We start from the raw sequence: 23,432 nt of genomic DNA, 5'->3' as shown, positions 1-23,432 counted from the left end.
GCTCTATTACGAATGCATTCAATTAGCTTGTAATGAACATTTGCTGGATGCTACCTTCTACAAGGTGACACAGGATTTGGAGCGGTTTTTTTAACAATGAAGCGTAGACACAAAGTAGCTTTTAGCTTAACATCACTGATTAGTCTCAATTTAATATCTAGTTTAATTGTATTTGATAGAGCAAAGGCTGCGCCAGCAAGAACTCCAGACAAAAGTGTTAATTGCGAGATTTTGGTGGTTGGGGGTGGACTATCTGGTGTCGCCACAGCTTATGAGGGTTTGTTAGCGGGACGAACAGTTTGTCTGACAGAAATTACTGACTGGCTGGGGGGACAAATTTCTGCTCAAGGGACATCTGCATTAGACGAGCGCCCAACTCAGCGAACTCTCAAATTCTATTCTCGTGGCTATCTGGAATTGCGAAACCGTATTGGGCGCAAATACGGTAAGCTTAACCCTGGTGAGTGTTGGGTAAGTGAATCTTGTTTTCTTCCCCGTGATGCTCACACTATTTTGAGCCAGATGCTTCAAGATGCCGAAAAGCAGGGCAAAGGAAAGCTGCAATGGTTTCCTAACACGGTAATTAAGGATTTAGAAATTTCTGCTGATGGCAAAATAATTAATAGTGCGATCGCAATTCAACATCAACCACCAAAAGGCGCACCACCTCTTAATACTTTTACTTTATCTCAAAGCATTGAAGATTCTTATAGCTACGAAAACTCATCTCGGTTTACCAAAACTATTCTCCGTTTCATTCCCAAGGCAGCGAAAGAGGATGCTCCTAAATGGTACGTTGTAGACGCCAGCGAAACCGGAGAAATTATTGCCCTTGCTGATGTTCCTTATAGATTAGGCATTGATGCCCGTTCTTACCTAGAACCTTCTGCTTCTGCCACCAACAACGATCCATATTGCCCTCAAGGCTTTACTTATACCTTTGGAATGGAGGCAACCAAGGAACCGCAACCGCAGACAATGCCCCCATTTTATTTACAATATGCGCCATATTTCAGCTATGAATTAACGCGACTGGCTAACTTTGATTTAGTTTTTACCTATCGTCGCATTTGGAGTCCAAATCAAGGGAAACCAGAAAAATTCGGCGGTGTAAGTTTTTCTGCGCCTACACCAGGTGATATCTCTATGCAAAACTGGACTTGGGGTAACGACTACCGTCCTGGAACAGCTAGGGATAATTTAATTTACACTCGCCAACAGTTACAAGCTACTGGACAGTTACAACCAGGGGGTTGGATCGGAGGACTACGAACAGAAACCCTCCGCAAGGCTGAGGAAAATGCCCTCTCTTTCTATTACTGGTTGGTAGCTGGGACTACAGATTCTAAACTAGGGGAAGGTGTCAAGCAGCAGCAAACTAATAACCGCTTTGTTTCCGGTTTAAATTCCCCAATGGGCACAGTGCATGGCTTATCGAAATATCCTTATATGCGAGAAGGACGCCGCATCATTGGCCGCCCTAGTTGGGGACAGCCGGGAGGCTTTACTATCTGGGAAATTGATATTTCTCGTCGAGATTATAATGATGAGTATTACTCCAAGACTCTGCCAGCAGATATGTATCGTCGGCTACGAGCAGCAGTTGCCGGTTTAGAAGCTGTATCAGTAATTGATGGTAAAGTTCCACCAGACAAAGCAATGCGACGGACTCGTTCTACCATTTTTCCTGATGCTGTGGGAATTGGTCACTACGCCATAGATTTCCATCCTTGCATGGTAAATAGTCCTCCAGAAGCCCCTGGTAACACAGAACATCCAGGTGAAAGGCGTGGTGCTGGCCAAGCGTATCCCTTTCAAATTGCTCTGAGGGCGATGATTCCCCAGAAAATTGACAATTTGCTAGTAGGAGGTAAAAGCATTGCCACTAGTCATATCGCCTCCGCTGCCTATCGGGTACATTCCTTTGAATGGTCGGCTGGCGCTGCTGCGGGAACTGTTGCTAGTTTTGCCATCAAAAATGCGATCGCACCTTACCAACTAGTTGATAATTTACCTAAACAAGAGCCACAACTAGAAGCACTCAAACGCCTTTTGCAACAAAATGGCAACCCTACTGCTTTCCCAGATACATCTATTTTTAACGAAAACTGGGATAATTGGAAATAGGATATTGGGGACTGGGGATTAGGGATTAGGGACTGGGGATTAAATTCTTTCCAATGACACAATACCTAACTCTAATATCAAGTTTGGGTGATTACTTGTAATAAAATCTATCAATGTAGGTTGAGTTGAAAGCAGTGAAACCCAACATGAACACAGATCAAGTGTTGAGTTTTATTCCTCAACCCAACCTACAAATATTACCAGTGTTTAACCGAACCTGATATAACTCCTAACTCCTAACTCCTAACTTCCCATTCCCCAATCCCCAAACAATGAACTAAACTAGTTACTTATAGTGTAGTTTTGTAAAATTATCTTGACCAATTGTTGTATGGTTATGACACTTTCAGCAGATGTTTACGGAATGGCTACAGCACCAACCATAGCTCCTGAACGGTCTAGTCAAGTTGTCCGTAAGACTTATCCAAATTACAAAGTGATTGTATTAAACGACGATTTTAATACATTCCCACATGTGGCTGAATGTTTGATGAAATATATTCCGGGGATGAGTGGCGATCGCGCGTGGGATCTGACTAATCAGGTACACTATGAAGGTCAAGCAATCGTTTGGGTCGGGCCCCAAGAACCTGCGGAACTCTATCACCAGCAGTTGCGCCGAGCCGGTTTGACAATGGCACCTCTAGAAGCAGCTTAATTAAGATTATGGGCAAACCCACCGTAGATCCTCTCCGCACGGCTTCTCTACGAGACGCTACGCGAACACAAAAAGCTGCTAGACTAGTTTGGAATCACTCGACACATCTTTCTGGTCTGATTCCCATATTAGAACGTCTTTGTCAGCATGATGGTATCCAAACTGTGACGCCAGGAGTGATTGGGCGGGCAAAAGGTCACTGTCCAAAAATGCAACTTCGCGTCTCAGTACCGATTCGTGGTGGTTATAAAGTTATCGCACGGCAGGGTAAGACGGTACAAGAAGTATTTATTTTAACGACTTTACCCCAAGATCAATTAGAAACAACATTAGCGATCGCTATGAGATGTTAATTATTGCTCATGCCTTTTAGGAGTAATGAGTAATGAGTGGGAATCGGAACGGTTTCAATGGCCCGCTACCGCTAACGGAACTAGTTTTACCCCATGCCCTATGCCCAAAAAACTATTCTTCAACCCGATGTACTGCAAATTTGTGTAGCGGCAAACTAACAATGCAAGAAAAAGTTAAGAAATATGACAGAGCCGTAGTTATTTTCAAAGTCATGAGTAAAGATTCCCAGTTGGGTAAAACCATTTTCTCCAGACCGAAAGCTACACAATAAACTAGCCAGTAACTAAAGCTCATTCTGAACAGAATTCGCTCTGTTTCTTCCACATCATTTGTTTGCTGCTGCCCGTCCCACAGTAACAACAGTCCAATAATGCAAGCTACAAAGGAAACAGCAACTACAAATTCGTGACAAAATATATTTAACGAATGCATTTGTGTTTATTCCCACATTTTTCAGTTAAAGTTCAGTCTAAAGGAATATTCCTTGCAGAAATACAAATTATTTACAAACCTCAATAGATTCAAAAGCGGTGAGTGAAAAATCTCGCCTAGAACTCAGCACTTGATTATGGGTCTAGTCCAGTACGGCGGAAATAAACATACTATTATCAAATGGTGCAAGACCTTGGAATACAATTCTTTTGACTTTTGACCTTAGGAGCATCTCACCTTTGCAAATATACCTGGCGATTAGAAATCGCAGCTACACAAAACTTAACCCACCTCCGTGGGTTTAAAACCGTCAATTTTTGGTTAGTCCGCGCAGGCGGACTAAGTTTGTGTAGTAGCGAATTATATGACTCTGTTGGCGAATTGCGTAGGCGCAGCCCACCGTAGGTATCGCTATCCTCAAAAGCTTGAAATGTCGTAGCTTCTCACCCCAGAAATTGCGGTTTACATAGAATTCGCCAACAGTCTCATTATATTCGCCTAAAACTTAACAAACATCCTCTAAGCCTGTAATGCCTTAAACCACTTATTCAAAACTGTGCTGATGGTTTTTTTAATCTGATGTTTACGACTCCACTTTTGGAATGCCATTTCATACTCTTCACCCTTAATTTGAAAGGTGTTCCAAACATCAAGCCCTATAGGCAATCCACAGAATAGTACAATGTACATTGACCAAGTAATTGCGCCACCAGTGACTAAATTCATTAGTATAAAAAAACCATTGAAAATTGCATAATTGCCTAAACGCTTCTGAAACCTTCTGATGCGGTAGGCGTCAAAAGCTTTTCGTTGTTCGACTTGACCCTGTTGTACGCTCCAATCGCGTTCTGCTAGTTTTAAAGAATCAGGTGATATTTCTAACTCAGCGGCAATTTCTAATATTTGCTCATAAGAAAATTCTGTATCTTTGTCATCAGCTTGACGAGCGATCGCCAAGTGCAGAATTTGTTGGACATCTTCTTGGCTATACGAGCGGATGCTTTGAGGTTCAAACGCCGTCATAATTCTTTCTCTTATATTACTTTTATATAGAAACTTGCTGCTCAATAGATTTTAAGCAGCTACGCCAGTACTATTTTCATTATTCTTACATTAACAAATCTAGATGCTCTCCTGCATCAAATGTATGAGATTTTTAACTTTTGACAGGGGAAGAAGTTCTTTAATTTTGAATTGATCTCTCTCTAGCAATATAAAAACTCTCCAAACATCCAGATATTATCAAATGCAGCAGAGCATAATTAATAACGAAATAGCAGCTATTAACAAGGATGTAGACTCAATGGTTGACGAAAATGGATCGATTCGTACCCTATCAGTTGATATTGGCGGTAGTGGCGTTAAGGCTATGGTTTTGGATATTACGGGGAATCCTGTAACCGAAAGGGCGCGTTTAGATACACCGCAACCTGCAACACCAGAGGTTGTAATTAATGCAATTGTTGTGTTGGCAGCGGCTCAAGGTGAATTTCATCGCGTTTCGGTTGGTTTCCCCGGTGTGGTGCGCTGTGGAGTTACAGAAACAGCGGTAAACTTACATCCAGATTGGATCGGATTTGATTTGGAAACAGCATTATTAAAACACTTAAATAAGCCTATACGGGTGATTAATGATGCAGATATGCAGGGGTTTGGTGCGATCGCAGGTAAAGGTGTGGAATTGGTGATTACCCTGGGTACGGGGTTTGGTTCGGCCTTATTTGTGGATGGGAGACTAGTGCCGAATATGGAAATGGGGCATCATCCGTTTCGCAAAGGAGAGACTTTCGAGCAACAGTTGGGGCGTGCAGAGTTAGAAAAAATTGGTGATAAAAGGTGGAATAGGCGTTTAGAAAAAGCGATCGCATCTTTGCAACATCTATTTAATTATGATTACCTGTACATTGGCGGTGGCGAAGCTGTGAGAGTAAATTTCCAGCTACCGTTAAATGTGAAACTCATCCCCAATATCACTGGTTTATTAGGCGGTATTGCTTTGTGGCGAGATGAAAAAAGGTAAAAAGCTTTTCAGTATCCATAACTCGGTATACTAAGCAATGTCTCCGATGGGCTATACCTACAGGGATTTTATCAGAATAATTCACAACTCAGGAGCAGAGCCGGAGACGCTCTGGCTCCAGTCAAAATTCAGTACGAGTGAGTGATAGCGCAATACAGTTCAGATAAACCCAAAACACTTGTAGAGAGGGCGATTTATCGCGTCTCGATTTGATGGCATTCCCAGACGATCGTATAGTATGTTATTGTCTAAACCGTTGATTTAGATAGTATATCTGACAAATTGACACCTTGATTAAAGATAAAAAAGCACAAAAGTAATGACATGATTCTAATTAGATGGCATCGGAGGTAAGTAAATATGAACATGACAATATTATGTGAAAAAATTAGTACATGACTTTTTTATTTTGTGAGCATGTACTATCCCAGACAGCAGCAATATTGTTGCTTCAAAGAAATATTGGTTGAAGTAAAATAAACTACAATGACTGAAATTGGCCTGATAATGACGGGCATGTTAACAATCAGACAAGCATCTGGGGACAGTTTGCCACAGCAGCAATTATTTCAGGTGGAAAATGGACTAAACCAGTCAAAACAGAGTCAGTTAGAGATAACTGCCCAAGTCACGCCACCTGAATTTATGCAGACAGATGAAATTTCCCCAGCTTCTTCCTCAGCGTTAAAAGTAGAGAAAGAAAACATACTTAAGAAAATTAGTAGAAAAAATCAGTTCCTAATTTCTTCTAAATTAAGTCAGTCTAAAAAGTATTCTCAGTCTGGAGGTAAAATCCGTACAAAGGCTACAGGAAAGTTCCAGAAGTTTAGTAGCCAAACTCTACCAACTCTTTATTTTGGTAGTTCTGGTGTTGCTGTCAGAGCTTTACAACAGCTGTTAGTATCTAACGGTTACGCTGTGAGAGTAGATGGAATTTTTGGCGCACTCACAGAGACGGCTATCAAAGCCTTTCAAAACCAGCGAAATTTAGGAGTAGATGGAGTAGTTGGTCAGCGAACTTGGGGTGCGTTGACAATTTAGTTATTAGTCATTAGTCATTAGCTAATGACTAATCACAAACTAACGGTGTTTATGCTGCTCTAATAGCTGTTGCGCTCTTGGCTTGTAAATTAAATAAAACAAAGCCTCAAGATAACGTAACAAATCTTCCCGATTTTCCTTTGAGGTAAAGTTCCAGAAGCCATAAATTCGCGCTAATGATAATAGCTTGGTAGTGTGAATTTTCCAAGTATAGGTAGTGTAAACTCGGTCAATTCCTCGCTGAGAAATTTCATTCCAATAGTTAGGATTTTGTTCGCATTTAGTGATAAAACTCACAATTTTTGTGGCTGTTTCCTCTAAATTTGTCGGGTTAATCAAAAAGCCATTCACCTTATCTTGAATAATCTCTAATGGCCCACCAAACTGTGTGGCGAAAGTCGGTAATCCTGAAACCATTGCTTCTAAAATGGTCAATCCAAAAGCTTCAAATAAAGCTGGTTGTACAAAAATTCCCTGATGATCGGCAATGACTCGGTAAATTTCACCGGAATCAGTTTTAGTCAAGCGGACACCCAACCAGCGAATCTTTCCGTGGAGATTGTACTCGTCAATAATTTGATAGAGTTTAATAATTTCGTCGCGTTCTTCGTTATCACCTGATTCTTCGACGCGCAATTTACCCGCCACCAAAATTAAGTTGTAATGTTCTTGTAATTCTTTACTTTGACCATAACATTCAGCTAAACCGGTGAGGTTTTTGATGTGGTCAAGTCGCGCCATTGAGAAGAGAGGGCGCTTGTTAGGATCGTCGAGTTTACCAAAGATTTGCGCGGGGTCTTCTAGAGTAAAGAGTGTTTCTGCAAGGCGTTGGCGATCGCTCTCTACGCGGTCTTTATTTCGGGTGTAGGGGAAGTAATTATTTTCGTTTACTCCAGGGGGTACGACATTAAACTTGGGACTAAATAATTCAATGCCATTGGTTACATGGTACAACTCCGGCATAGTGAAGCACTTATAAGATTCGTACTGTCCCACACTATCATGTGTCCCGACAATTTCTTGGTAGGTGCTGCTAATCACAAAATTGGCAGCGTTCATGGCAATTAAATCAGCAGTGAATTGCAAGGAAAAATGATATTTATCTTCCAAATCTTGCCAGTAGAGGTTACTGAATAAGTATTTAGATTTTTCTAAAGCATGGGCAACGTTACATTGTGTCACTTTCAGCCGTCGCGCCAGCAAAAATGCCACTAAATTTCCATCGGTATAGTTGCCAACTATTAAGTCAGGCGTGCCGTGAAATTCTGCCCGTAGTTCTCTTTCTGAGTCAATGGCGAAAGTTTCTAAATAAGGCCAAAACTCAAACCGGGAAATCCAGTTTTGAGTCATGTTGGGGTTAAATTCTCGCAAAGGTACTCGCAAAATCCAAGCGTTTTCACTACCAAGGACTTTTTCTAGCCGTTGATTACAAAGAGTACCATCACTGTTGGGAATCAAACGGGTGAGAATAATTACCTTTGGCTGGACATTCAATCCCTCTAAACCAGCTAGTATGACATCTTCTTGTAGCTGCTTCTCTAAGCTTTTTGCCTGATCGAGGACGTAAACTACTTGACCACCAGTATCGGGACGCCCCAAAACGCCCTCTTGCCCAAACCAACCGTGAGCTGACACCAAGACGATTCTAAAAATCATCGGGACGCGAGAGATGAAAGCTTCTAGGGTTTGAGGATCGGGAGAATCAATCAATTCATCGAGAATATTGAGGGTTTCCCGGACTCGCGCTGCGGTGTTACCCCAACCCGGTTCAAAACCCATTGTTTGCAATTGAAACCGGAATTGTTCATAGAGTTCATTGTCGGCGCGATTATTCACAAAATCGATCGCTTTTTTAACTTGCTGAGAAAGTTGCTGCTGCGATTGAATGCGATCGCTGATCAGCAGTTGAATACCGTTGTAGTGGTGCAGGCGTAAGAAATGAAATAAGCTGTCCAGCAATTCTTTGGAGTCTTGGAATAGTTGGCTGGAAAGATAGCGGTTGAGGAATTGCACCCCCTTACCAATATTTTTGGGGTCGCGGATGACTGGAGCGTAGTCATAAAACGGGCCAAAATCCAACTCTAGCAAGCCGCCGTCGTTAGGATGAGATTTGTTGACGAAGCGATCGCGCAGATCCAACAAATCCTGTACCGTCATCGGCTCAAAGCTCAAGTCTGAAGTCAACCAATAAACTTCTTGGCTGGCAATCTTAGAACGGATAATGAAACAAAAGTTTGAGTCCTCCTGAATAATTTCCTGAGTATAGTAAATGAGTTTTCCTAACTCAGAAGAAGTGTAAAAAGTTTCAGGTTTCTGAGACTTGGAGCAATACTCACTATATACATTAAGTATGTCGTTCCGTAGCAAGTACTTTTTTTCTTGCTGGCGTAATTGACTAATAAAGGAACGCAAATCACTTCTTTCTTCACTATCTAAGACTGCTTGAAACAATTCAGACATGGCAACTCCATTAGATAACGATGTTTGCATTATTAACTTTTAAGGCTAGACAAATAAGCCTCAAACTTTTCTCAAACCGCACATAAACACGAAATAACACAGATAAATGTGATTTATCTGTGTACCTACAAATATCAAATTTTCAGTAAGCACTTAAATCATGTTCTACTTTAACTAAAGTATCTATGGCTCAATATTTTTTGCTCTAACCAAAGGAATACAATTTTTATTCCTTTAGTTAACAGTAAGGGCTTCTCTATCCTTAGCCCTTCTCCTAGAGAAGTAGGATGTTGTAAGACATCTTACACCTAATTTCCCTTGAGAAAGTAGATTTTCTTATATATATCAACTTATTCAATAAGATAAACTAATTAATGATTGTGGGTTTACAACCCTTTCAAGTCTATAAACTTGTACATAGCAGATCCTTGCTAAAGTAGTGGTTATGAATCTTCAAAACCACAATCCACCTCTATATAGGAATGTATGGATCGATATAAAATTATATAGGGCGAACGATGGGAATTGAACCCACGAATGGTGGTACCACAAACCACTGCCTTAACCACTTGGCTACGCTCGCCATTCAACAATTTGAATTATAGCAATAATTTGGCTAGCGATCAAGAGTTTTTCTTCAAGGAACGGATTTAGTTGATTTAGAGTCTCCAGAATCTAACGATTACAATGAATTTTACTTGGCAAATATGAAACCATTGACCATCATCGCGTATACTGGAGCAGCAGTAGGACTTGCCGCCTTGGGTGTGACAATGGCGAAAACCAATCCCAGTCAGGTTGAATACGAAGAATATGCAGTTCAACGGCTGACAAAATACTTAAAAACCGATGTATGTAAAAAGACTACGAATATTATCGAAAATTTAATCCGCTTTAATTGTGATAAGTTGGTTGATTCAGCTAACCCACAAATCCAAGGAATTATTGCTAGGACTACAGAAAGGCAAAATTTTGTTGTTTTTAGTATTTATCGTACAGATTTAAAAATAAACTCTTGGATACCTTCTTATAAATTTGAAACGGTGGGAGCTTTTGATCAATTTTATACTTACACTGCCGAAGAGCAATAAGGTAAGCAGCAGGGACGGAAGTTAACAATTCAAAATTCAAAATGACGCTCTCTACGAGAGGCTGCGCCAACGCTTAGAGCGAGTATTTTCGAGTAGCGTCTTGATTCTGACTTCTGAATTTTTCTTCAAGCTTTGTTATAAGCTGCTTTTTAGAAGGAGTTGCATTTTTGCTCAATCTAATTTTGTATTAAATTTAATAAAAATAAGGAAATGTATTTTTTACTTGACTATTAGAGCATTCATAAGGTGTATGGTATTTTTTAGATGAGATGATTTCAAGTAAAAAATATGTCTAGCAAGCATACAGCGATTGATCCTCCTAATTTACCTTTATATGAAACAATGAATAAGGGTATACCAGATAACCAATTATATGAATTAGAAAGCTATCAAAATGTACATTTATCAAATTGCCAAATTGAGGGAACGAAAGGAGTAGATTTTCAGTATGCATACTTTGATAATGTTAAATCTATAAATACTTACTTTAAAAAACTTACTCTGCAAGATGTTAGAATTGCTAAAAGTGATTTTGCCAATACTGAATGGGAAGAAGCTTCACTGAATAGAGTTGAATTTATTAACTGTAGATTGCTGGGATTTCAAGCAATAAAGTCCAGATTCAAAAATGTTATTTTTAAAGGCTGTCAAGGACAATTATCACAATTTAATTCAAGTAAATTTGACAATGCTATTTTTGACAATTGTATCCTTGAAGATTCTACATTTATAGAATCTTTTCTGATGAATGTAAAATTTATAAATTGCCAAATGAATAATGTTATCCTTGCTGATGCTAAATTTAAAAATACAGATTTTAGAGGTTCTAATATAGAGGGTTTACAAATTAATATAAATCAGCTTCAAGGTGCAGTTTTAGATATATTCCAAGCGGCTTATATTCTTCAAAGGTATGCGAATGTAGTAGTTAAAGCTGTTGATGAAGAAACAACCGATAACGCATAAAAGTTGAAAGCAAGTTTTCATTTATCATTATCCTCTTTTTTAGTGAAGTGTATTAGTAACTAATAATAATTTGAATAATTAGCAGAGTACTTAATTATCCCCAGCTTCATCTTAAAATAAGGATAGTAACTGAGAGTTCAAACTTTCCCAATGTCATCTGCCTATCTATTATTGTCTCACGGAAGTCGCGATCGCCGCCCAGAAATTGCTATGCAGCAACTAGCTAGGCTGATATGTCACAAATTGCCAAAAAAGCACAACTCAGTAAATAGCGAACATCTGGTTGGCATAGCAGCTTTAGAAATGAGTTCTCAGCCTTTACACGAGCAGATTCAACAATTTGCTAAGAGCGCCTTTGGCGATGCCTGCGGCGGGTTACGCCTACGTAACCTATCTCAAAATGTGAACCGCCTCAAAATTGTACCGCTATTTCTGCTGTCGGGAGTGCATGTTATGACAGATATTCCCGTCGAAGTAGCACTCGCACAACAGGCTACTGGTGAAGATATTATCATTGAGTTGCAACCATATTTAGGCTCTCACCCCAATTTAGAAAAATTGCTGGCCAAGCAAGTAGATACTATAAAAGCAGAAGCATGGATTCTCTTAGCTCATGGTAGCCGTCGCCCAGGCTCACAAGAAACTGTGGAAGCAATAGCGGCGAGGTTGGGAGCCGTGACTGCTTATTGGGCTGGGCCTCCTAGTTTAGAATCACGGGTGAAAGAGTTGGTAACTGCTGGTTATCGGGAAATTGCAATTTTGCCATACTTTTTATTCGCTGGTGGAATAACCGATGCGATCGCCACCTCAATAGAGGCGCTAAAATTACAATTTTCTGCGGTGAATTTCCAATTGGCGCAGCCATTGGGAGCAAGTGCAGAATTAGCCGAGCTAATTTGGGATTTAACAGATAAATGAACCGCATACAAAAACAGGAGAACAAGTATTTGGGAAAGGTTTATTTAGTCGGTGCGGGGCCAGGAGATCCAGGATTAATTACCCTGAAGGCGAAAGGTTTGTTGGAATGTGCCGATGTCGTTATCTATGATGCCTTAGTCAGCCCGGCAATTTTGGCAATGATTAATCCCCAAGCCGAGCAAATTAATGCTGGTAAGCGTGCGGGGAGACATTCGTTGTTACAGTCGGAGACAACGCAACTGCTGATTGATAAAGCGCAGGATCATGCAATTGTGGTGCGGCTAAAGGGTGGCGATCCGTTTATCTTTGGTCGCGGTGGCGAAGAGATGGAAGAATTAGTTAAAGCGGGGATATCAACGGAAGTTGTGCCAGGTATCACATCGGGAATTGCAGCGGCAGCATACTCAGGTATACCTTTAACTCATCGGCTGTATAGTTCATCGGTGACGTTTGTAACTGGTCATGAGGCGGCGGGTAAGTATAGACCGATTGTAAATTGGAGTGCGATCGCTCATGGTTCCGAGACCATTGTAATTTATATGGGAATTCACAATCTGCCTTATATTGTGGAACAATTAAGTATCGCTGGGTTGAATTTAGAAACGCCTATTGCTTTGGTGCGCTGGGGTACGCGCCCAGAACAAGAAGAATTGATTGGTACTTTAGAAACAATTGTCACACAGGTAGAGGAAACTGGATTTAGTGCGCCTGCGATCGCAGTTATTGGACAAGTCGTGAATATGCACAGTATTTTGTCTGGTTGTCGTCCAGTTTAATGTTTGGTGCAAAGCTTGTTTAAAGCAAAAGTGAGAGTTCTTTTTCTTCAATCAGCACTCAGTAGGTAAAAAAAGGCGGACAAGATGTCCGCGCCACAATTAGGTAGTTGGATATTTTTTATTTGAAGTCATTTTGTATTAAAAATCACTTTTTATTACCGGAACTTACCAGGATTTAGACGAGCGCCGCTAGGCTGAGACTGACGACGAATTCCTACTCCCCTCCCTAAATTGTTTCCAGTACCGCCATCTTGGCGATCGAGGAAAGGTTTGAGATTAATCCCACTTCTAGATGAACTAATCCGATTATTACCACTGCCTAGAAGGGTGCGTCCTAAATTATATAATTCGTTGCCTCCACTACTGCGATCGCCATAAGTGTTAACAGCTATAGTCTGTTGTCCATTGTCAGCAGTAGTCAAGTTCTGAAAAATGCTATTGCGGATAACATAGGGATCTTTCCCACGCGGGACTGTCAGCACAATTCTACAGCTTGGATTCGCTTCAGTTGTAACGCAGACGATATTTTCGTTATTTTCGACAGCTGTCTGAAGTTCTTGTAAACCATCTGGACGATAAAGTTCTAAACGACTGGCAATTGCTGCACAACGCCTTTGTGCATCCCAACCACCACCCAAAGCCGCCGGTGCAGCCCAAGGAAAGAATTGTCCTGGTTGACTTTGTGGCTGATACATGACGGTATACTGACCATTATAAGACTGACAGGTAAACCGAGTTGCAGTGTCAGATGAGGGTGAAGATGGTATACCTGTCGATGTGTCTATTGGTACTGGTGTTGATGTATCACCGGATGGTACTGTAGGCACTACTACACCATCGCCACTAGTACCAGTATCATATTGTGCCATTGCTGCGGAATTGCTCAGGCACAAAGATAAACCAAGAATACCCAAAGACATAAATTTCAGCAGTTGTGATGGCATAAATCATCCTCCAGTATAAATCGGTAGGGAATTGATAGTCTAAGTGACGAATAATTCTGTTTTTTGATTCATCAAAAACGCTATTTTTTTCTTCTCTTACTTTTTTCTCTTCGAGTAGCTTTTTCAGACGTGCTTGAATGTCTCTATGATGCCCCATTCCTTCATAGGCTGTTGTTTGGGATGCTTAAAAACGCAAAAAAAACCCGGCTAATTTAGCCGAGGTAAGTCGAGAAGTGAGATTGACGATGAGATACAGCGATACTGAAATCGAAAAATCTTAGCTAACGCTCAAACCAACCAAAACTAAAGTGGTGACAATTAAAGTGGCAAAAAGACCTTGTAAAACGTATCTACGTTGTTCCCAAATTGTTGGGTACTCAGCGTAGTATATCTGGGGTTCAGCTGCGTAGTTGTTGAGGATGCCGTCTTCGTTAATGGTGGTATACATAGTTTTTTCTCTTTTTTGTTAACTTATGTAACCAAATATAACTATTTTGTTACAAATCGTCAACATGGCTTGACAAAAAAAGACTAATAGTAGTCATAAAGCTGACTTATCACGGGATCTGGAAAACCTCGCTTCCATTCCATTAAGGAAAGTGTCAAATCTAAATTCCTTTTTTCCGGTCTGGTTTTTTAAAAGCGATACCTACGGTAAGCTACGCTAACGCATGGTGGCGGATATGATCTTCAATAAAACTGGCGATGAAATAATAACTGTGGTCGTAGCCTTCTTGGTAACGCAAGTTTAGCGGCTGGTTAACATCTGCACAAGCTTGTTCAAATACCTCTGGCAGTAATTGTTCAGCTAAAAATTTATCAGCAGTCCCTTGGTCAATGAGAATTGGACTGTGATATCCTAATACCTTGACTAATTCACTAGCATCATAAGCACGCCAACTTTCTTGATTGCTGCCAAGATAACCACTGAAAGCCTTTTGACCCCAAGGACAACGCATAGGTGCAGTGATTGGTGCAAAAGCTGATACTGATTTATAGAGTTCTGGGTTTCTCAACGCACAAACTAGCGCCCCATGTCCTCCCATCGAATGACCGAAAATACCTTGTTTTTCAGGTTGGGTAGGAAAGTTGGCGGTAATTAAAGCAGGTAATTCCTGGACGACATAACTATACATTTGGTAGTGTTGACGCCACGGTTCCTCTGTAGCATCAACATAAAAGCCCGCACCAGTGCCAAAGTCCCAGTCATTATCCTCACCTGCAATGCCAGTATTACGCGGACTAGTATCTGGTGCAACCAATATCAAACCGTACTCAGCCGCCAAGCGTTGCACTCCCGCCTTCGCCATAAAATTCTCTTCCGTGCAAGTTAAACCAGAGAGAAAATAGAGAATCGGCACAGAATTTTGAGTTGCTTGTGGTGGTTGATAGATGGTAAAGCGCATTTCACCGTTACAGGTGGAGGAGTGATGACTGTAAAAACCGAGTTTGCCACCAAAGCTTTTATATTCTGAAATGAGATTGAGGTTAGGCATTGATTATATTCTCTTATTTGACTACATCGGATTTGCTATCTGTAAAAGAACGCTGGAAGTGGGGCGTGCAAAGAGGAAAATCTAGGCGATCGCAAGTCCCTAACCACCGCTCATACTAAATTTAGGATTATAATGAGCTTTATTTATAAATGCATAATAATCTTGAGGCATCAAAATCCCCGTCTGAAATTTCTTTAATTTTGAATTTTGAATTGTTAAGAGTACCTTGTTCGGACTAGAACATAATCAGCAAATACAGATAAAAACTCTCGTGAATTTTATAGTAATAAAAGCAGAAATTGAAAAAAAGCAAGGATTTAGCTTTGTTGAGATTAGAATTGGCAATAATCCTCTAAAAAAGTTGAATTTTGTGCTGCCAGTCACGGAAGTTAACATGTTAGAAGTTATGACTGCTCAATTACTTAATTTATCTCTTGAAGATATTAGGAAAATTATAAGTTATCTTAAAAATTAATCGCGGTTAAAACCACAGCCTAAACAACGCATACAAACAGAGAAGGCTGCTAAAACTGAGACAATCTCAATTAGTAATTGAAATGCCAAGGGAGCTAAAGCCAAACCCCAAATTAAAAGAATTGTCCCGCTGATCATAGCAGTAATGCGACTAATTTCCTCTTGAGTATTGAAAGCCAAGAAAAAAGTTCCTAAACCAATTAATAATAAGATTAAGCTACTCATAAATGCATTCCTGACTTAAGTAAGAGAGAATAAATCAAAGTAGAGTAATGTCAAAAATATTGATATTAAGTAGAACGACGGGGAAAAACCAAACTATGTTAATAAAAGTAAAGTAGACTCAAACACTCAAACCTTCTTCCCTCCTGCCTTATCCTGATGATAAATATTCACCCCAACCTACTTAGTTTGTAGTCAGGACTTCAACCTCATTACAAACTTTAATATTTTTAAAACATCCTCTTAGAAAAATTAGTATATACCAAGGCGAGAAAAAAATACAGTCCTAGTATAACCATACTAATTTTGGTATAAGTTGTTTTCTACAGCTTTGACATGGGTGAATTTACAGCAATTTGGAGCAGATGTCAGAGTATCTCAACGTGGATGCGATCGCATCTCAATCAACCCTACGACTAGGTAACTTAGTCCCGCATCTTTTACAAAATCCAGCATCTAGATCGTGGAAAGTCAAACCACAACCTGCACAAACTGTTTCTATCTGATTAGCAGTTTTCACCACTCGCTTAATTAAATCTCCCACTTGCCAAGGAATCAGCGCAATTCCTGTAAAAATCATCAATACTGTAAGCAAGCGTCCTAATTCAGAAATTGGAATCACATCGCCAAATCCGACAGTTGTCATCGTGACAACTGAGAAATAAAAGGCGTCCAAAAAAGTACCGTAATTTTGAGAATTAACTGGATGTTCGACTTGATAAATTAAACCAGAGTAAATAAAAACAATTGCAAATAATGTAAATAATATTCGCGCAAAAATCATGCCATCTTCAGTGCTGATACTGGCGAATAAAAACTTTCTATCAATAAATCTAATTAATCGTAAAATCCGAAACCATCTTAGTAGGCGGATAAAACTAATATCCACCATCCCAAGAAAAAATGGTAAAATCGCCAATAAGTCAATAATCGAATAAAAGCTAAAAATATACTTAATTTTGTTTTCTGCACTCCACAGACGGAGTGAATATTCCACCGCGAAGATAATGACGATCGCAATATCAGCTACATTTAACTGAAACCGCATATCATCAGGAATATTATATGTTTCTACCACAAAAATTCCTGATGATATTAGCACCAAAGAGGCAAGTGTTAAATTGATTGCTTTACCGATTGGAGTTTCTAGGTCTTTTAAGTAAAACTCTGTTTCTTGTCTGCTCAGTAACATATTCGACCATTAATACATCTTAATTCCCAGTTATAACATTAGAAATACGATATTATTAATCATTATCGTTATGTTAACTCCAGCTTATATGAACCCAGAATATTTTATGCGTTTAGCTTTGGCAGAAGCAAAAGAAGGCGATGCGCCTTACGGTGCTGTGATTGTTAAAGATAACGAAGTCGTAGCTGTAGCTCATAATACTGTGACGAGAGACAACGATCCATCAGCCCATGCGGAAATTAACGTTATTCGTAGTTTAACAGCTAAACTTAAAAACCCCTCTTTAGAAGGTTATAGCATATATACAACTGGTGAACCTTGTCCAATGTGTGCAACTGCTTGTGTTTGGAGTGGTTTATCAGAAATTGTATATGGTGCTTCAATTGAAGATTTAATAAGTGTAAATCAATTACAAATTAATATATCTTCTGAAGAGGTAATATCCAAGTCATTTAGGAACATCAAAGTCACAAAAGGCATTTTAAAAAATGAATGCTTGGAGTTATTTAAATAAGCTAGATTTAGATCCCGGACTTCTCAAAGAAGTCCGGGATCTGGTGTTCATTTATATCTAGGGTGTGTCACTGCTTCCGTAACGCACCAAAAAACCGCCGGACTTTCAGTAAGTAACATACCCTACGTTAATTTAGAGGTTAAAATCGTCATTACAAATTATTTAATTTGGCTCATTCAAATAGGATAAATATGTATTTGCCCAAATAGCAGCTTGGGTGCGATCGCGCAAATTTAATCTGTTTAAAATATTTGTCACATGATTTTTCACCGTCCCCTCAGAAATATAGAGTTCCTGAGCAATTTCTCGGTTACTAGCGCCTGTTGCAATTAACCGCAAAACCTCTTTTTCTCTAGGAGTAAGTTCAGCTAAACTAGATGGTACAGGCGGGGACTGGATTAGTGCAGGATGAGAAAATTGAGTCAGCAGCTTTTTGACTATACCTGGGCCTAAGTGAGTATATCCTTTATGAACAGCACGAATAGCAACAGCTAATTCTTCTGATGGTGTATCTTTCAATAAATAACCCATTGCTCCATGTTTTAAAGCTGCTGACACATATTCATCATCATCAAAAGTTGTCAGTACTAAAATCTTAGTTGTGGGAAAACGTTTTTGAATCTCTCGCGTGGCTGCAACTCCATCCATAATTGGCATTCTGATATCTAGTAAGATTACATCTGGCTGAAATTTCGCAACCAAATCAATCGCCTGTTCTCCATTTTCTGCTTCTCCAACTATCTCTAAATCTGCTTCTAGTTCTAATAATGCTCTTAATCCTTGACGAATTAAACTTTGGTCATCTACCAGCAACACTTTAATCATTATGTTAACCTTGCTAATGGAATATTAACTGTAATTTTACAACCAGAACCAAGAGCGCTATTAATATTAAAGTTACCTCCAAGTGCTAGAGTGCGATCGCGCATACTATGAAGTCCAAAACCAGTAGTATTTTGCCCTAAATCAAAACCTTTACCATTATCCTGAATTGTCAATCGCAAATTGCCTTTTGTCGTCGTGAGTTCCAATTTAACTTCCGTTGCATCAGCATATTTAGATATATTTGTCAAAGATTCTTGAGTAATCCGGTAAATAGCGGTATTGATTTCAGGTGGTAGAGAATATTCCAGGTTAATTTGGTAAATTGGTAAAATCCCGTTTGAGCGATAAAAATTTTCTGAAAGACTAGCGATCGCGCGTTCTAAAGACTGTTCTTGTAAGGGATTAGAACGCATAGTAGAAACAGATTGGCGGACATCTTTTAGTGCTTTTGAACCTAATTCTTTTGCGGTTGCAAGGAATGTTTCAGCCTTACCTGGGTTAGATTGCCATAGTTTTAAAGCAGTTTCTAATTGCAGATTTAAAGCAGTTAGAGAATGTCCTAATGAATCATGAATTTCACGAGCAATTCGGTTACGTTCTTCTAAAGTAGCTTGATTCTCAATTCGCATCGCATATTGACGAAGCTTTTCATTAGCGATCGCCAACTTTTCTCGACTATGCCGTTCAGATAATACTGCATTCATCATTAACAAAACAAAAACCAAACTTAAGCCAAATACCAGCGACGAATTCAAAATCAAAAATCGATATCGTTCTTGTACTTGGGGTGATGCTTGAAAATTGAATAACTGGTATTTGAGTTGTGTCGTCAAAAGAAATAAGCTAAACGATAAAGTTGTAACGAATAAACGCCCAGGTAACTGAAAAATTAGACAACTGCGAGTAACTAAAATTATGTATAGAAAGGGAAAAAGCCGAGCAAACCTTTCACCAAAAAGTCCAGTTGTTAAAATCAATAAAATTTCAACAGTTATGTAGATAACCTTATTTATCTGGTTACTCCTGGGTAATCTTAAGCCCATTAATGCAAAAATAATCAGACTACAAATTGATAGCTCTGGTAATATGCTACAAGCTGACAATTCGGGAAATACACCACAAATCGATAGTTCTGGAGGCTTAGGACGAAATTGCCGTAATGGAGGTGGTATAACTGCTGTCAATGCAGTGATTGCTAATAGTGTCCACTCCAGATAAAGCAGAGACGGAAAAGGATGTTTATTATTTTGAATTTGACGATTCACTAATCGCTTCACTCCAGTGATGAATGAGTTAATAGTTAAGAGTTTTGAATGCAATTTGAGTAGCAGTCTCCGACGTTTAAATTTTTCGGTGACTGAGTAATTAAGAGTAAATGCAGGATATCAAAATATTACGTAATAATCTAAATAAAGATTTATCACCATCCTAAATTATTTGGTAAATCATTCCAAACTCTTAACTTACCACTTGCCGCTCCTAACTATTTATTGTCAATCATATTTGTCAAAATTCAATCATGACTAAAGTCATGGGTATAACCATGACTTTCTCCTCATGTAACTACTAAAGATAAGTTCTTATGATAGTGGCATCCAACCAGGAAAAACCCACGAGATAAGTAATGAAACTCAAAGTATTATCGCTAGTTGCTGGAGCGATCGCCTTAACTTTAACTGCAACCTCCTTTGCTGTTCACGCCCAAACAGCCTCTCCTTCACCCATCTTACTTGCACAAACTCCACAAAGAGAAAGGGGCCCTTGGAAAGACTTAGGTCTAACAGATGCCCAAAAAACCCAAATTCAAACAATTCGCCGTGATAGCCGCACCAAAATTGAAGCAGTTTTCACCCCAGAACAAAAAGCAAAATTAGAGGCGGCGAAACAAGCACGTCGCGCTGAGTGGCAAGCACGTAAGGCTCAGGGGCAAACAGGTCAAGGTCAACGGCAACCAGGACAGCATAATGGTGGCAAAAAAGGTGATTTTGCTGGCTTAAATCTGAGTGAAATACAAAAAAACCAAATCAAACAAATCCGCGAGTCTGAAAAACAACAGATTCAAGCAGTTTTCACCCCCGAACAACTTCAAAAATTAGAGCAATTCCGTCAAAATCGTCAACAAAGAAATCCTGGATAATACCCAATCTTTGAAATGTCACTCCCAGATTGACCCAGATACTTGGCAATCAGAATTACTCTGGCACTTACCCTTGACTGATGTCCAGGCATTGTTTTCTATAGTCAAAAATTAATAGACTTCTTGCAGAAGATGCGGAAAGGGGAAAAACTTCATCCCCTTTCCCTTTCCCTATTTATTGAAAGATTTATTGAAAGTCGGCGCGAAACTCCATCCCTGGAGCATTAGGCATTGGTGATTCTTCCTCATGCCCCATGCCCTTGTGGGTGGAGTTTTTTATTCCCAGGCATCCCACGAGAATGCTATTTTGAACAGTATTGTCTCTACCTGTCCCAGGTTTAGGTAGCTCATGCTGCTCACCCCACAAGAAAATGTGGGATGTTTTTTTATTGACTAGCGGAAATCAAAAGTTGCACAATCCGATCTCACAATTCACAATGGTGATTGATTATAAATTTTAGAAAATACTGCCACCAGGCAATTCCTGTCATTAATTAACTTAGAACCTGTTAATGGAAGCTTCCGAGCTATTAGAAACAATTACATTCTTGATTTACCAAGCCGAGCAGGGGGAAATTGATCCTTGGGATGTCCAAGTGATTGAGGTGATTGACCGTTACTTAGAACTGATGGCACCGGGGGTAATAACAAGAGGCTACGAAGCGGACTTGTCTCAATCTGGACAGGCTTTTTTATCAGCATCAATGCTGGTATTATTCAAAGCCAACACCTTGATGGAATTGTCAACTATAGGAGATGCACAAGATGGTGTAGAAGATGATGCCTTATTGGAAGGTGAAGACGGTGTATCACATCAGGGTCATCGTCTACCATTAGAACGGCAATTGCGTCGTCGTCCAGCAGCAATGCCACCACCAAAGCGCCGGGTGACTCTGCAAGAGTTAATTGAGCAATTGCAGATCATGGCTAACCAACTAAAATTGGTAGAAAAAGTCAGCAAACCTATCCGTCCCCGGCGTCAGCCTAGCGTCCAAAGTATGCGGGAGGCACTGGAGTTAGCTCACCAGGAAAATTTAACAGAAGTTGCCGGAGAACTAGAACAGGTGTTGAGATTGTCAGCAAGAGACCTAAGTTTAGAACAAAATTGGTTGAATTTAGAACAACTTGTAGAATTGTGGACTCAGACAAAGCTTCTCAACCAAAATGGGTCTAGACATGAGTCTAAACAAAGTCAACTAGTTGGTGTTTTCTGGGCGCTACTACTACTCTCGGCTCAATCGAAAGTAGAGCTATTTCAAGAGGAGTTTTACCATGAGATTAAAATTCGCTTAGTTAGACCCCTTGAACATCCAATGAATTAAAGCTAAAAGTAGCCCTACATCCCTACAGATAATTTACAGATTTTTGATTCAGCCCCAAAATCCGAGTAAATTGAAAGGATAAGCGATTGCTTGTCATCTAAGTATATCGATGGTTGCAATAACCGCTAAATTACTGTTATCCCTGTTTTGAGGGATGACTTAGAGCAGAAATAAAGACTGATGATTAAGTATCACTCGATGAAAGTAAACTGGCTTGTGGTTGAGGAATAAATTTTTATGAAAGCGATGATTCTGGCAGCTGGTAAGGGTACTCGCGTGCGTCCGATTACGTACACTATGCCCAAACCGATGATGCCCATCCTGCAAAAACCAGTGATGGAGTTCTTGCTGGAACTGTTACGCCATCATGGATTTGACCAGATTTTGGTCAATGTTAGTCATTTGGCTGAGGAAATTGAAAACTATTTCCGTGACGGTCAGCGGTTTGGCGTGCAGATTGCCTATTCCTTTGAAGGGAAAATTGATGACGATGGTAAACTCGTGGGCGAAGCCATAGGTTCTGCTGGAGGGATGCGACGCATCCAAGACTTCTCACCCTTTTTTGATGATACCTTTGTGGTGTTGTGCGGTGATGCTTTGATTGATTTGGATTTAACTGCGGCTGTTAAATGGCATAAAGAGAAAGGGGCGATCGCTACTATTATTACGAAATCTGTCCCCAAAGAAGAAGTCTCTAGCTATGGTGTGGTTGTAACTGATGAAGAAGGCCGGGTCAAAGCTTTCCAAGAAAAACCTTCAACTGAAGAAGCTCTTAGCACCAACATCAACACAGGTATTTATATCTTTGAGCCAGAAGTTTTTAACTATATACCCTCTGGTGTCGAATATGACATTGGTAGCCAATTGTTTCCCAATTTGGTAGAAACCAAAGCACCCTTCTACGCCATCCCTATGGACTTTGAATGGGTAGATATTGGTAAAGTCCCAGACTATTGGCGGGCGATTCGCGGTGTGCTGCTGGGTGAAATCAAAAATGTGCAAATCCCCGGTCATGAAGTCGCCCCTGGCATCTACACTGGCTTAAATGTCGCCGTAAATTGGGACAAGGTAGATATCACCGGCCCCGTTTACATTGGCGGGATGACGAGAATCGAAGACGGAGCTAAAATCGTCGGGCCAGCGATGATTGGCCCCAATTGTTGGATATGCAGTGGCGCAACAGTAGAAAACAGCGTGATTTTTGAATGGTCGCGCCTGGGGCCCGGAGTCCGTTTAGTCGATAAGCTAGTATTTGGACGTTATTGCGTAGATAAAACTGGCGCTGCGATCGATGTTCAAGCCGCTGCTTTAGACTGGCTGATTACCGATGCCCGTCAAACAGTACCATCACATACTCCTCTTGAGCGACAAGCGATAGAGGAATTGTTGGGGACAAATGTAAATTAGGGAATGGGTATTGGGGATTGGGGACTGGGTATTGGGTATTAGGTATTAGAAAAAAC

Annotated in this window: 24 protein-coding genes and 1 tRNA gene; 14 read left to right on the top strand and 11 right to left on the bottom strand. The window is 40.1% G+C overall.

Annotated elements, in window-relative coordinates; all coding sequences use genetic code 11:
* Positions 1 to 96: 96 nt before the first annotated feature.
* The 3 genes from HWQ39_RS06375 to HWQ39_RS06365 all read left to right on the top strand — a co-directional run bounded on the left by HWQ39_RS06375 (position 97) and on the right by HWQ39_RS06365 (position 3,138).
* A complete protein-coding gene (locus HWQ39_RS06375) occupies positions 97 to 2,127 on the top strand; it encodes an FAD-dependent oxidoreductase (protein WP_292842733.1) in 2,031 nt (676 codons plus the stop codon).
* A gap of 331 nt (positions 2,128 to 2,458) precedes the next feature.
* The gene (gene clpS / locus HWQ39_RS06370) at positions 2,459 to 2,785 is read left to right on the top strand and encodes an ATP-dependent Clp protease adapter ClpS (protein WP_179064988.1); all 327 of its coding nucleotides are present in this window, start codon (positions 2,459 to 2,461) and stop codon (positions 2,783 to 2,785) included.
* An 8-nt stretch (positions 2,786 to 2,793) separates the two neighbouring features.
* Positions 2,794 to 3,138 (top strand): DUF2103 domain-containing protein, encoded by a 345-nt coding sequence (locus HWQ39_RS06365; RefSeq protein WP_179064987.1) that lies wholly within the window; start codon positions 2,794 to 2,796, stop codon positions 3,136 to 3,138.
* A 112-nt stretch (positions 3,139 to 3,250) separates the two neighbouring features.
* Here the strand turns inward: HWQ39_RS06365 and HWQ39_RS06360 are convergent, their stop codons facing one another.
* Together HWQ39_RS06360 and HWQ39_RS06355 are read right to left on the bottom strand one after the other, a co-directional pair.
* Complete coding sequence (locus HWQ39_RS06360) at positions 3,251 to 3,571, bottom strand: hypothetical protein (protein ID WP_292842729.1); 321 nt, start codon at positions 3,569 to 3,571, stop codon at positions 3,251 to 3,253.
* A gap of 519 nt (positions 3,572 to 4,090) precedes the next feature.
* Positions 4,091 to 4,594, bottom strand: coding sequence for a 2TM domain-containing protein (locus tag HWQ39_RS06355; RefSeq protein ID WP_292842727.1), 504 nt, complete (start codon positions 4,592 to 4,594; stop codon positions 4,091 to 4,093).
* 280 nt (positions 4,595 to 4,874) lie between these two features.
* Here HWQ39_RS06355 and HWQ39_RS06350 point away from each other — a divergent pair, with 280 nt between their 5' ends.
* Both HWQ39_RS06350 and HWQ39_RS06345 read left to right on the top strand, forming a co-directional pair.
* The gene (locus HWQ39_RS06350) at positions 4,875 to 5,591 is read left to right on the top strand and encodes an ROK family protein (protein WP_292842966.1); all 717 of its coding nucleotides are present in this window, start codon (positions 4,875 to 4,877) and stop codon (positions 5,589 to 5,591) included.
* A 516-nt stretch (positions 5,592 to 6,107) separates the two neighbouring features.
* On the top strand, positions 6,108 to 6,632 hold the full coding sequence (locus HWQ39_RS06345; RefSeq protein ID WP_292842725.1) for a peptidoglycan-binding domain-containing protein: 525 nt from the start codon (positions 6,108 to 6,110) through the stop codon (positions 6,630 to 6,632).
* Positions 6,633 to 6,671: 39 nt separating this feature from the next.
* Here the strand turns inward: HWQ39_RS06345 and HWQ39_RS06340 are convergent, their stop codons facing one another.
* Both HWQ39_RS06340 and HWQ39_RS06335 read right to left on the bottom strand, forming a co-directional pair.
* Positions 6,672 to 9,092, bottom strand: coding sequence for a sucrose synthase (locus HWQ39_RS06340; RefSeq protein WP_292842723.1), 2,421 nt, complete (start codon positions 9,090 to 9,092; stop codon positions 6,672 to 6,674).
* A gap of 510 nt (positions 9,093 to 9,602) precedes the next feature.
* Positions 9,603 to 9,675: transfer RNA gene (locus HWQ39_RS06335), tRNA-His, on the bottom strand.
* 124 nt (positions 9,676 to 9,799) lie between these two features.
* Between HWQ39_RS06335 and HWQ39_RS06330 the strand changes: the two genes are divergently transcribed.
* From HWQ39_RS06330 to cobA, 4 genes are all read left to right on the top strand, one after another.
* Positions 9,800 to 10,183 (top strand): DUF4359 domain-containing protein, encoded by a 384-nt coding sequence (locus HWQ39_RS06330; protein ID WP_179064982.1) that lies wholly within the window; start codon positions 9,800 to 9,802, stop codon positions 10,181 to 10,183.
* 288 nt (positions 10,184 to 10,471) lie between these two features.
* On the top strand, positions 10,472 to 11,149 hold the full coding sequence (locus HWQ39_RS06325) for a pentapeptide repeat-containing protein (RefSeq protein WP_292842720.1): 678 nt from the start codon (positions 10,472 to 10,474) through the stop codon (positions 11,147 to 11,149).
* Between the two features lie 150 nt (positions 11,150 to 11,299).
* Positions 11,300 to 12,067 carry a sirohydrochlorin chelatase gene (locus HWQ39_RS06320; RefSeq protein ID WP_292842718.1) on the top strand — a complete coding sequence of 256 codons (768 nt, stop codon included), beginning with the start codon at positions 11,300 to 11,302 and terminating at the stop codon, positions 12,065 to 12,067.
* Positions 12,064 to 12,843: a uroporphyrinogen-III C-methyltransferase gene (gene cobA, locus HWQ39_RS06315; protein WP_292842716.1), complete on the top strand. Its 780-nt coding sequence runs from the start codon at positions 12,064 to 12,066 to the stop codon at positions 12,841 to 12,843. Before HWQ39_RS06320 ends, cobA begins: the two co-directional genes overlap by 4 nt.
* 155 nt (positions 12,844 to 12,998) lie before the next feature.
* Here cobA and HWQ39_RS06310 read toward each other — a convergent pair whose 3' ends face one another.
* The 3 genes from HWQ39_RS06310 to fghA form a co-directional block, all read right to left on the bottom strand.
* Complete coding sequence (locus HWQ39_RS06310; protein WP_292842714.1) at positions 12,999 to 13,787, bottom strand: COP23 domain-containing protein; 789 nt, start codon at positions 13,785 to 13,787, stop codon at positions 12,999 to 13,001.
* A 277-nt stretch (positions 13,788 to 14,064) separates the two neighbouring features.
* Positions 14,065 to 14,235: a ssl1498 family light-harvesting-like protein gene (locus HWQ39_RS06305; protein WP_292842712.1), complete on the bottom strand. Its 171-nt coding sequence runs from the start codon at positions 14,233 to 14,235 to the stop codon at positions 14,065 to 14,067.
* 211 nt (positions 14,236 to 14,446) lie between these two features.
* Positions 14,447 to 15,283 carry an S-formylglutathione hydrolase gene (fghA, locus tag HWQ39_RS06300; RefSeq protein ID WP_292842710.1) on the bottom strand — a complete coding sequence of 279 codons (837 nt, stop codon included), beginning with the start codon at positions 15,281 to 15,283 and terminating at the stop codon, positions 14,447 to 14,449.
* Between the two features lie 271 nt (positions 15,284 to 15,554).
* On the opposite strand from fghA, the gene HWQ39_RS06295 reads away from it, so the two are divergent.
* Complete coding sequence (locus tag HWQ39_RS06295) at positions 15,555 to 15,758, top strand: hypothetical protein (RefSeq protein WP_292842708.1); 204 nt, start codon at positions 15,555 to 15,557, stop codon at positions 15,756 to 15,758.
* Here the strand turns inward: HWQ39_RS06295 and HWQ39_RS06290 are convergent.
* Both HWQ39_RS06290 and HWQ39_RS06285 read right to left on the bottom strand, forming a co-directional pair.
* Positions 15,755 to 15,982, bottom strand: a complete 228-nt coding sequence (locus HWQ39_RS06290; RefSeq protein WP_292842706.1) for a hypothetical protein — start codon at positions 15,980 to 15,982, stop codon at positions 15,755 to 15,757. The two genes, HWQ39_RS06295 and HWQ39_RS06290, sit on opposite strands and share 4 nt — an antisense overlap.
* Positions 15,983 to 16,379: 397 nt before the next feature.
* Complete coding sequence (locus HWQ39_RS06285; protein ID WP_292842704.1) at positions 16,380 to 17,171, bottom strand: ion transporter; 792 nt, start codon at positions 17,169 to 17,171, stop codon at positions 16,380 to 16,382.
* A gap of 88 nt (positions 17,172 to 17,259) precedes the next feature.
* On the opposite strand from HWQ39_RS06285, the gene HWQ39_RS06280 reads away from it, so the two are divergent.
* On the top strand, positions 17,260 to 17,685 hold the full coding sequence (locus HWQ39_RS06280) for a nucleoside deaminase (RefSeq protein ID WP_292842964.1): 426 nt from the start codon (positions 17,260 to 17,262) through the stop codon (positions 17,683 to 17,685).
* A gap of 162 nt (positions 17,686 to 17,847) precedes the next feature.
* On the opposite strand, the gene HWQ39_RS06275 is transcribed toward HWQ39_RS06280, so the two are convergent.
* Positions 17,848 to 18,510 (bottom strand): response regulator transcription factor, encoded by a 663-nt coding sequence (locus tag HWQ39_RS06275; RefSeq protein WP_292842702.1) that lies wholly within the window; start codon positions 18,508 to 18,510, stop codon positions 17,848 to 17,850.
* Positions 18,510 to 19,775, bottom strand: coding sequence for a sensor histidine kinase (locus tag HWQ39_RS06270; RefSeq protein ID WP_292842700.1), 1,266 nt, complete (start codon positions 19,773 to 19,775; stop codon positions 18,510 to 18,512). Before HWQ39_RS06270 ends, HWQ39_RS06275 begins: the two co-directional genes overlap by 1 nt.
* 359 nt (positions 19,776 to 20,134) lie before the next feature.
* Here HWQ39_RS06270 and HWQ39_RS06265 point away from each other — a divergent pair, with 359 nt between their 5' ends.
* From HWQ39_RS06265 to HWQ39_RS06255, 3 genes are all read left to right on the top strand, one after another.
* Positions 20,135 to 20,647 (top strand): P pilus assembly/Cpx signaling pathway, periplasmic inhibitor/zinc-resistance associated protein, encoded by a 513-nt coding sequence (locus tag HWQ39_RS06265; protein WP_292842698.1) that lies wholly within the window; start codon positions 20,135 to 20,137, stop codon positions 20,645 to 20,647.
* Between the two features lie 512 nt (positions 20,648 to 21,159).
* On the top strand, positions 21,160 to 21,969 hold the full coding sequence (locus HWQ39_RS06260) for a ScpA family protein (RefSeq protein ID WP_292842696.1): 810 nt from the start codon (positions 21,160 to 21,162) through the stop codon (positions 21,967 to 21,969).
* A 237-nt stretch (positions 21,970 to 22,206) separates the two neighbouring features.
* On the top strand, positions 22,207 to 23,376 hold the full coding sequence (locus HWQ39_RS06255) for an NDP-sugar synthase (protein ID WP_292842694.1): 1,170 nt from the start codon (positions 22,207 to 22,209) through the stop codon (positions 23,374 to 23,376).
* The last annotated feature ends 56 nt before the right edge of the window (positions 23,377 to 23,432 follow it).

This window comes from Nostoc sp. NMS8 (assembly GCF_017115045.1).
Taxonomy (GTDB): Bacteria; Cyanobacteriota; Cyanobacteriia; order Cyanobacteriales; family Nostocaceae; genus Nostoc.
This window is presented reverse-complemented; position numbering and strand designations above follow the sequence as displayed.

Excerpts from the sequence above, each read along its gene's own strand:
- HWQ39_RS06290 (WP_292842706.1), bottom strand. The coding sequence starts at position 15,982 with ATGAGTAGCTTAATCTTATTATTAATTGGTTTAGGAACTTTTTTCTTG.
- HWQ39_RS06375 (WP_292842733.1), top strand. The coding sequence starts at position 97 with ATGAAGCGTAGACACAAAGTAGCTTTTAGCTTAACATCACTGATTAGT.
- HWQ39_RS06340 (WP_292842723.1), bottom strand. The coding sequence starts at position 9,092 with ATGTCTGAATTGTTTCAAGCAGTCTTAGATAGTGAAGAAAGAAGTGAT.
- HWQ39_RS06305 (WP_292842712.1), bottom strand. The coding sequence starts at position 14,235 with ATGTATACCACCATTAACGAAGACGGCATCCTCAACAACTACGCAGCT.
- HWQ39_RS06265 (WP_292842698.1), top strand. The coding sequence starts at position 20,135 with ATGAAACTCAAAGTATTATCGCTAGTTGCTGGAGCGATCGCCTTAACT.
- HWQ39_RS06260 (WP_292842696.1), top strand. The coding sequence starts at position 21,160 with ATGGAAGCTTCCGAGCTATTAGAAACAATTACATTCTTGATTTACCAA.
- HWQ39_RS06310 (WP_292842714.1), bottom strand. The coding sequence starts at position 13,787 with ATGCCATCACAACTGCTGAAATTTATGTCTTTGGGTATTCTTGGTTTA.
- HWQ39_RS06355 (WP_292842727.1), bottom strand. The coding sequence starts at position 4,594 with ATGACGGCGTTTGAACCTCAAAGCATCCGCTCGTATAGCCAAGAAGAT.
- HWQ39_RS06360 (WP_292842729.1), bottom strand. The coding sequence starts at position 3,571 with ATGCATTCGTTAAATATATTTTGTCACGAATTTGTAGTTGCTGTTTCC.
- HWQ39_RS06285 (WP_292842704.1), bottom strand. The coding sequence starts at position 17,171 with ATGTTACTGAGCAGACAAGAAACAGAGTTTTACTTAAAAGACCTAGAA.
- HWQ39_RS06320 (WP_292842718.1), top strand. The coding sequence starts at position 11,300 with ATGTCATCTGCCTATCTATTATTGTCTCACGGAAGTCGCGATCGCCGC.
- HWQ39_RS06280 (WP_292842964.1), top strand. The coding sequence starts at position 17,260 with ATGAACCCAGAATATTTTATGCGTTTAGCTTTGGCAGAAGCAAAAGAA.
- cobA (WP_292842716.1), top strand. The coding sequence starts at position 12,064 with ATGAACCGCATACAAAAACAGGAGAACAAGTATTTGGGAAAGGTTTAT.
- clpS (WP_179064988.1), top strand. The coding sequence starts at position 2,459 with ATGGTTATGACACTTTCAGCAGATGTTTACGGAATGGCTACAGCACCA.
- HWQ39_RS06275 (WP_292842702.1), bottom strand. The coding sequence starts at position 18,510 with ATGATTAAAGTGTTGCTGGTAGATGACCAAAGTTTAATTCGTCAAGGA.
- HWQ39_RS06325 (WP_292842720.1), top strand. The coding sequence starts at position 10,472 with ATGTCTAGCAAGCATACAGCGATTGATCCTCCTAATTTACCTTTATAT.
- HWQ39_RS06330 (WP_179064982.1), top strand. The coding sequence starts at position 9,800 with ATGAAACCATTGACCATCATCGCGTATACTGGAGCAGCAGTAGGACTT.
- HWQ39_RS06350 (WP_292842966.1), top strand. The coding sequence starts at position 4,875 with ATGGTTGACGAAAATGGATCGATTCGTACCCTATCAGTTGATATTGGC.
- HWQ39_RS06345 (WP_292842725.1), top strand. The coding sequence starts at position 6,108 with ATGTTAACAATCAGACAAGCATCTGGGGACAGTTTGCCACAGCAGCAA.
- fghA (WP_292842710.1), bottom strand. The coding sequence starts at position 15,283 with ATGCCTAACCTCAATCTCATTTCAGAATATAAAAGCTTTGGTGGCAAA.
- HWQ39_RS06255 (WP_292842694.1), top strand. The coding sequence starts at position 22,207 with ATGAAAGCGATGATTCTGGCAGCTGGTAAGGGTACTCGCGTGCGTCCG.
- HWQ39_RS06365 (WP_179064987.1), top strand. The coding sequence starts at position 2,794 with ATGGGCAAACCCACCGTAGATCCTCTCCGCACGGCTTCTCTACGAGAC.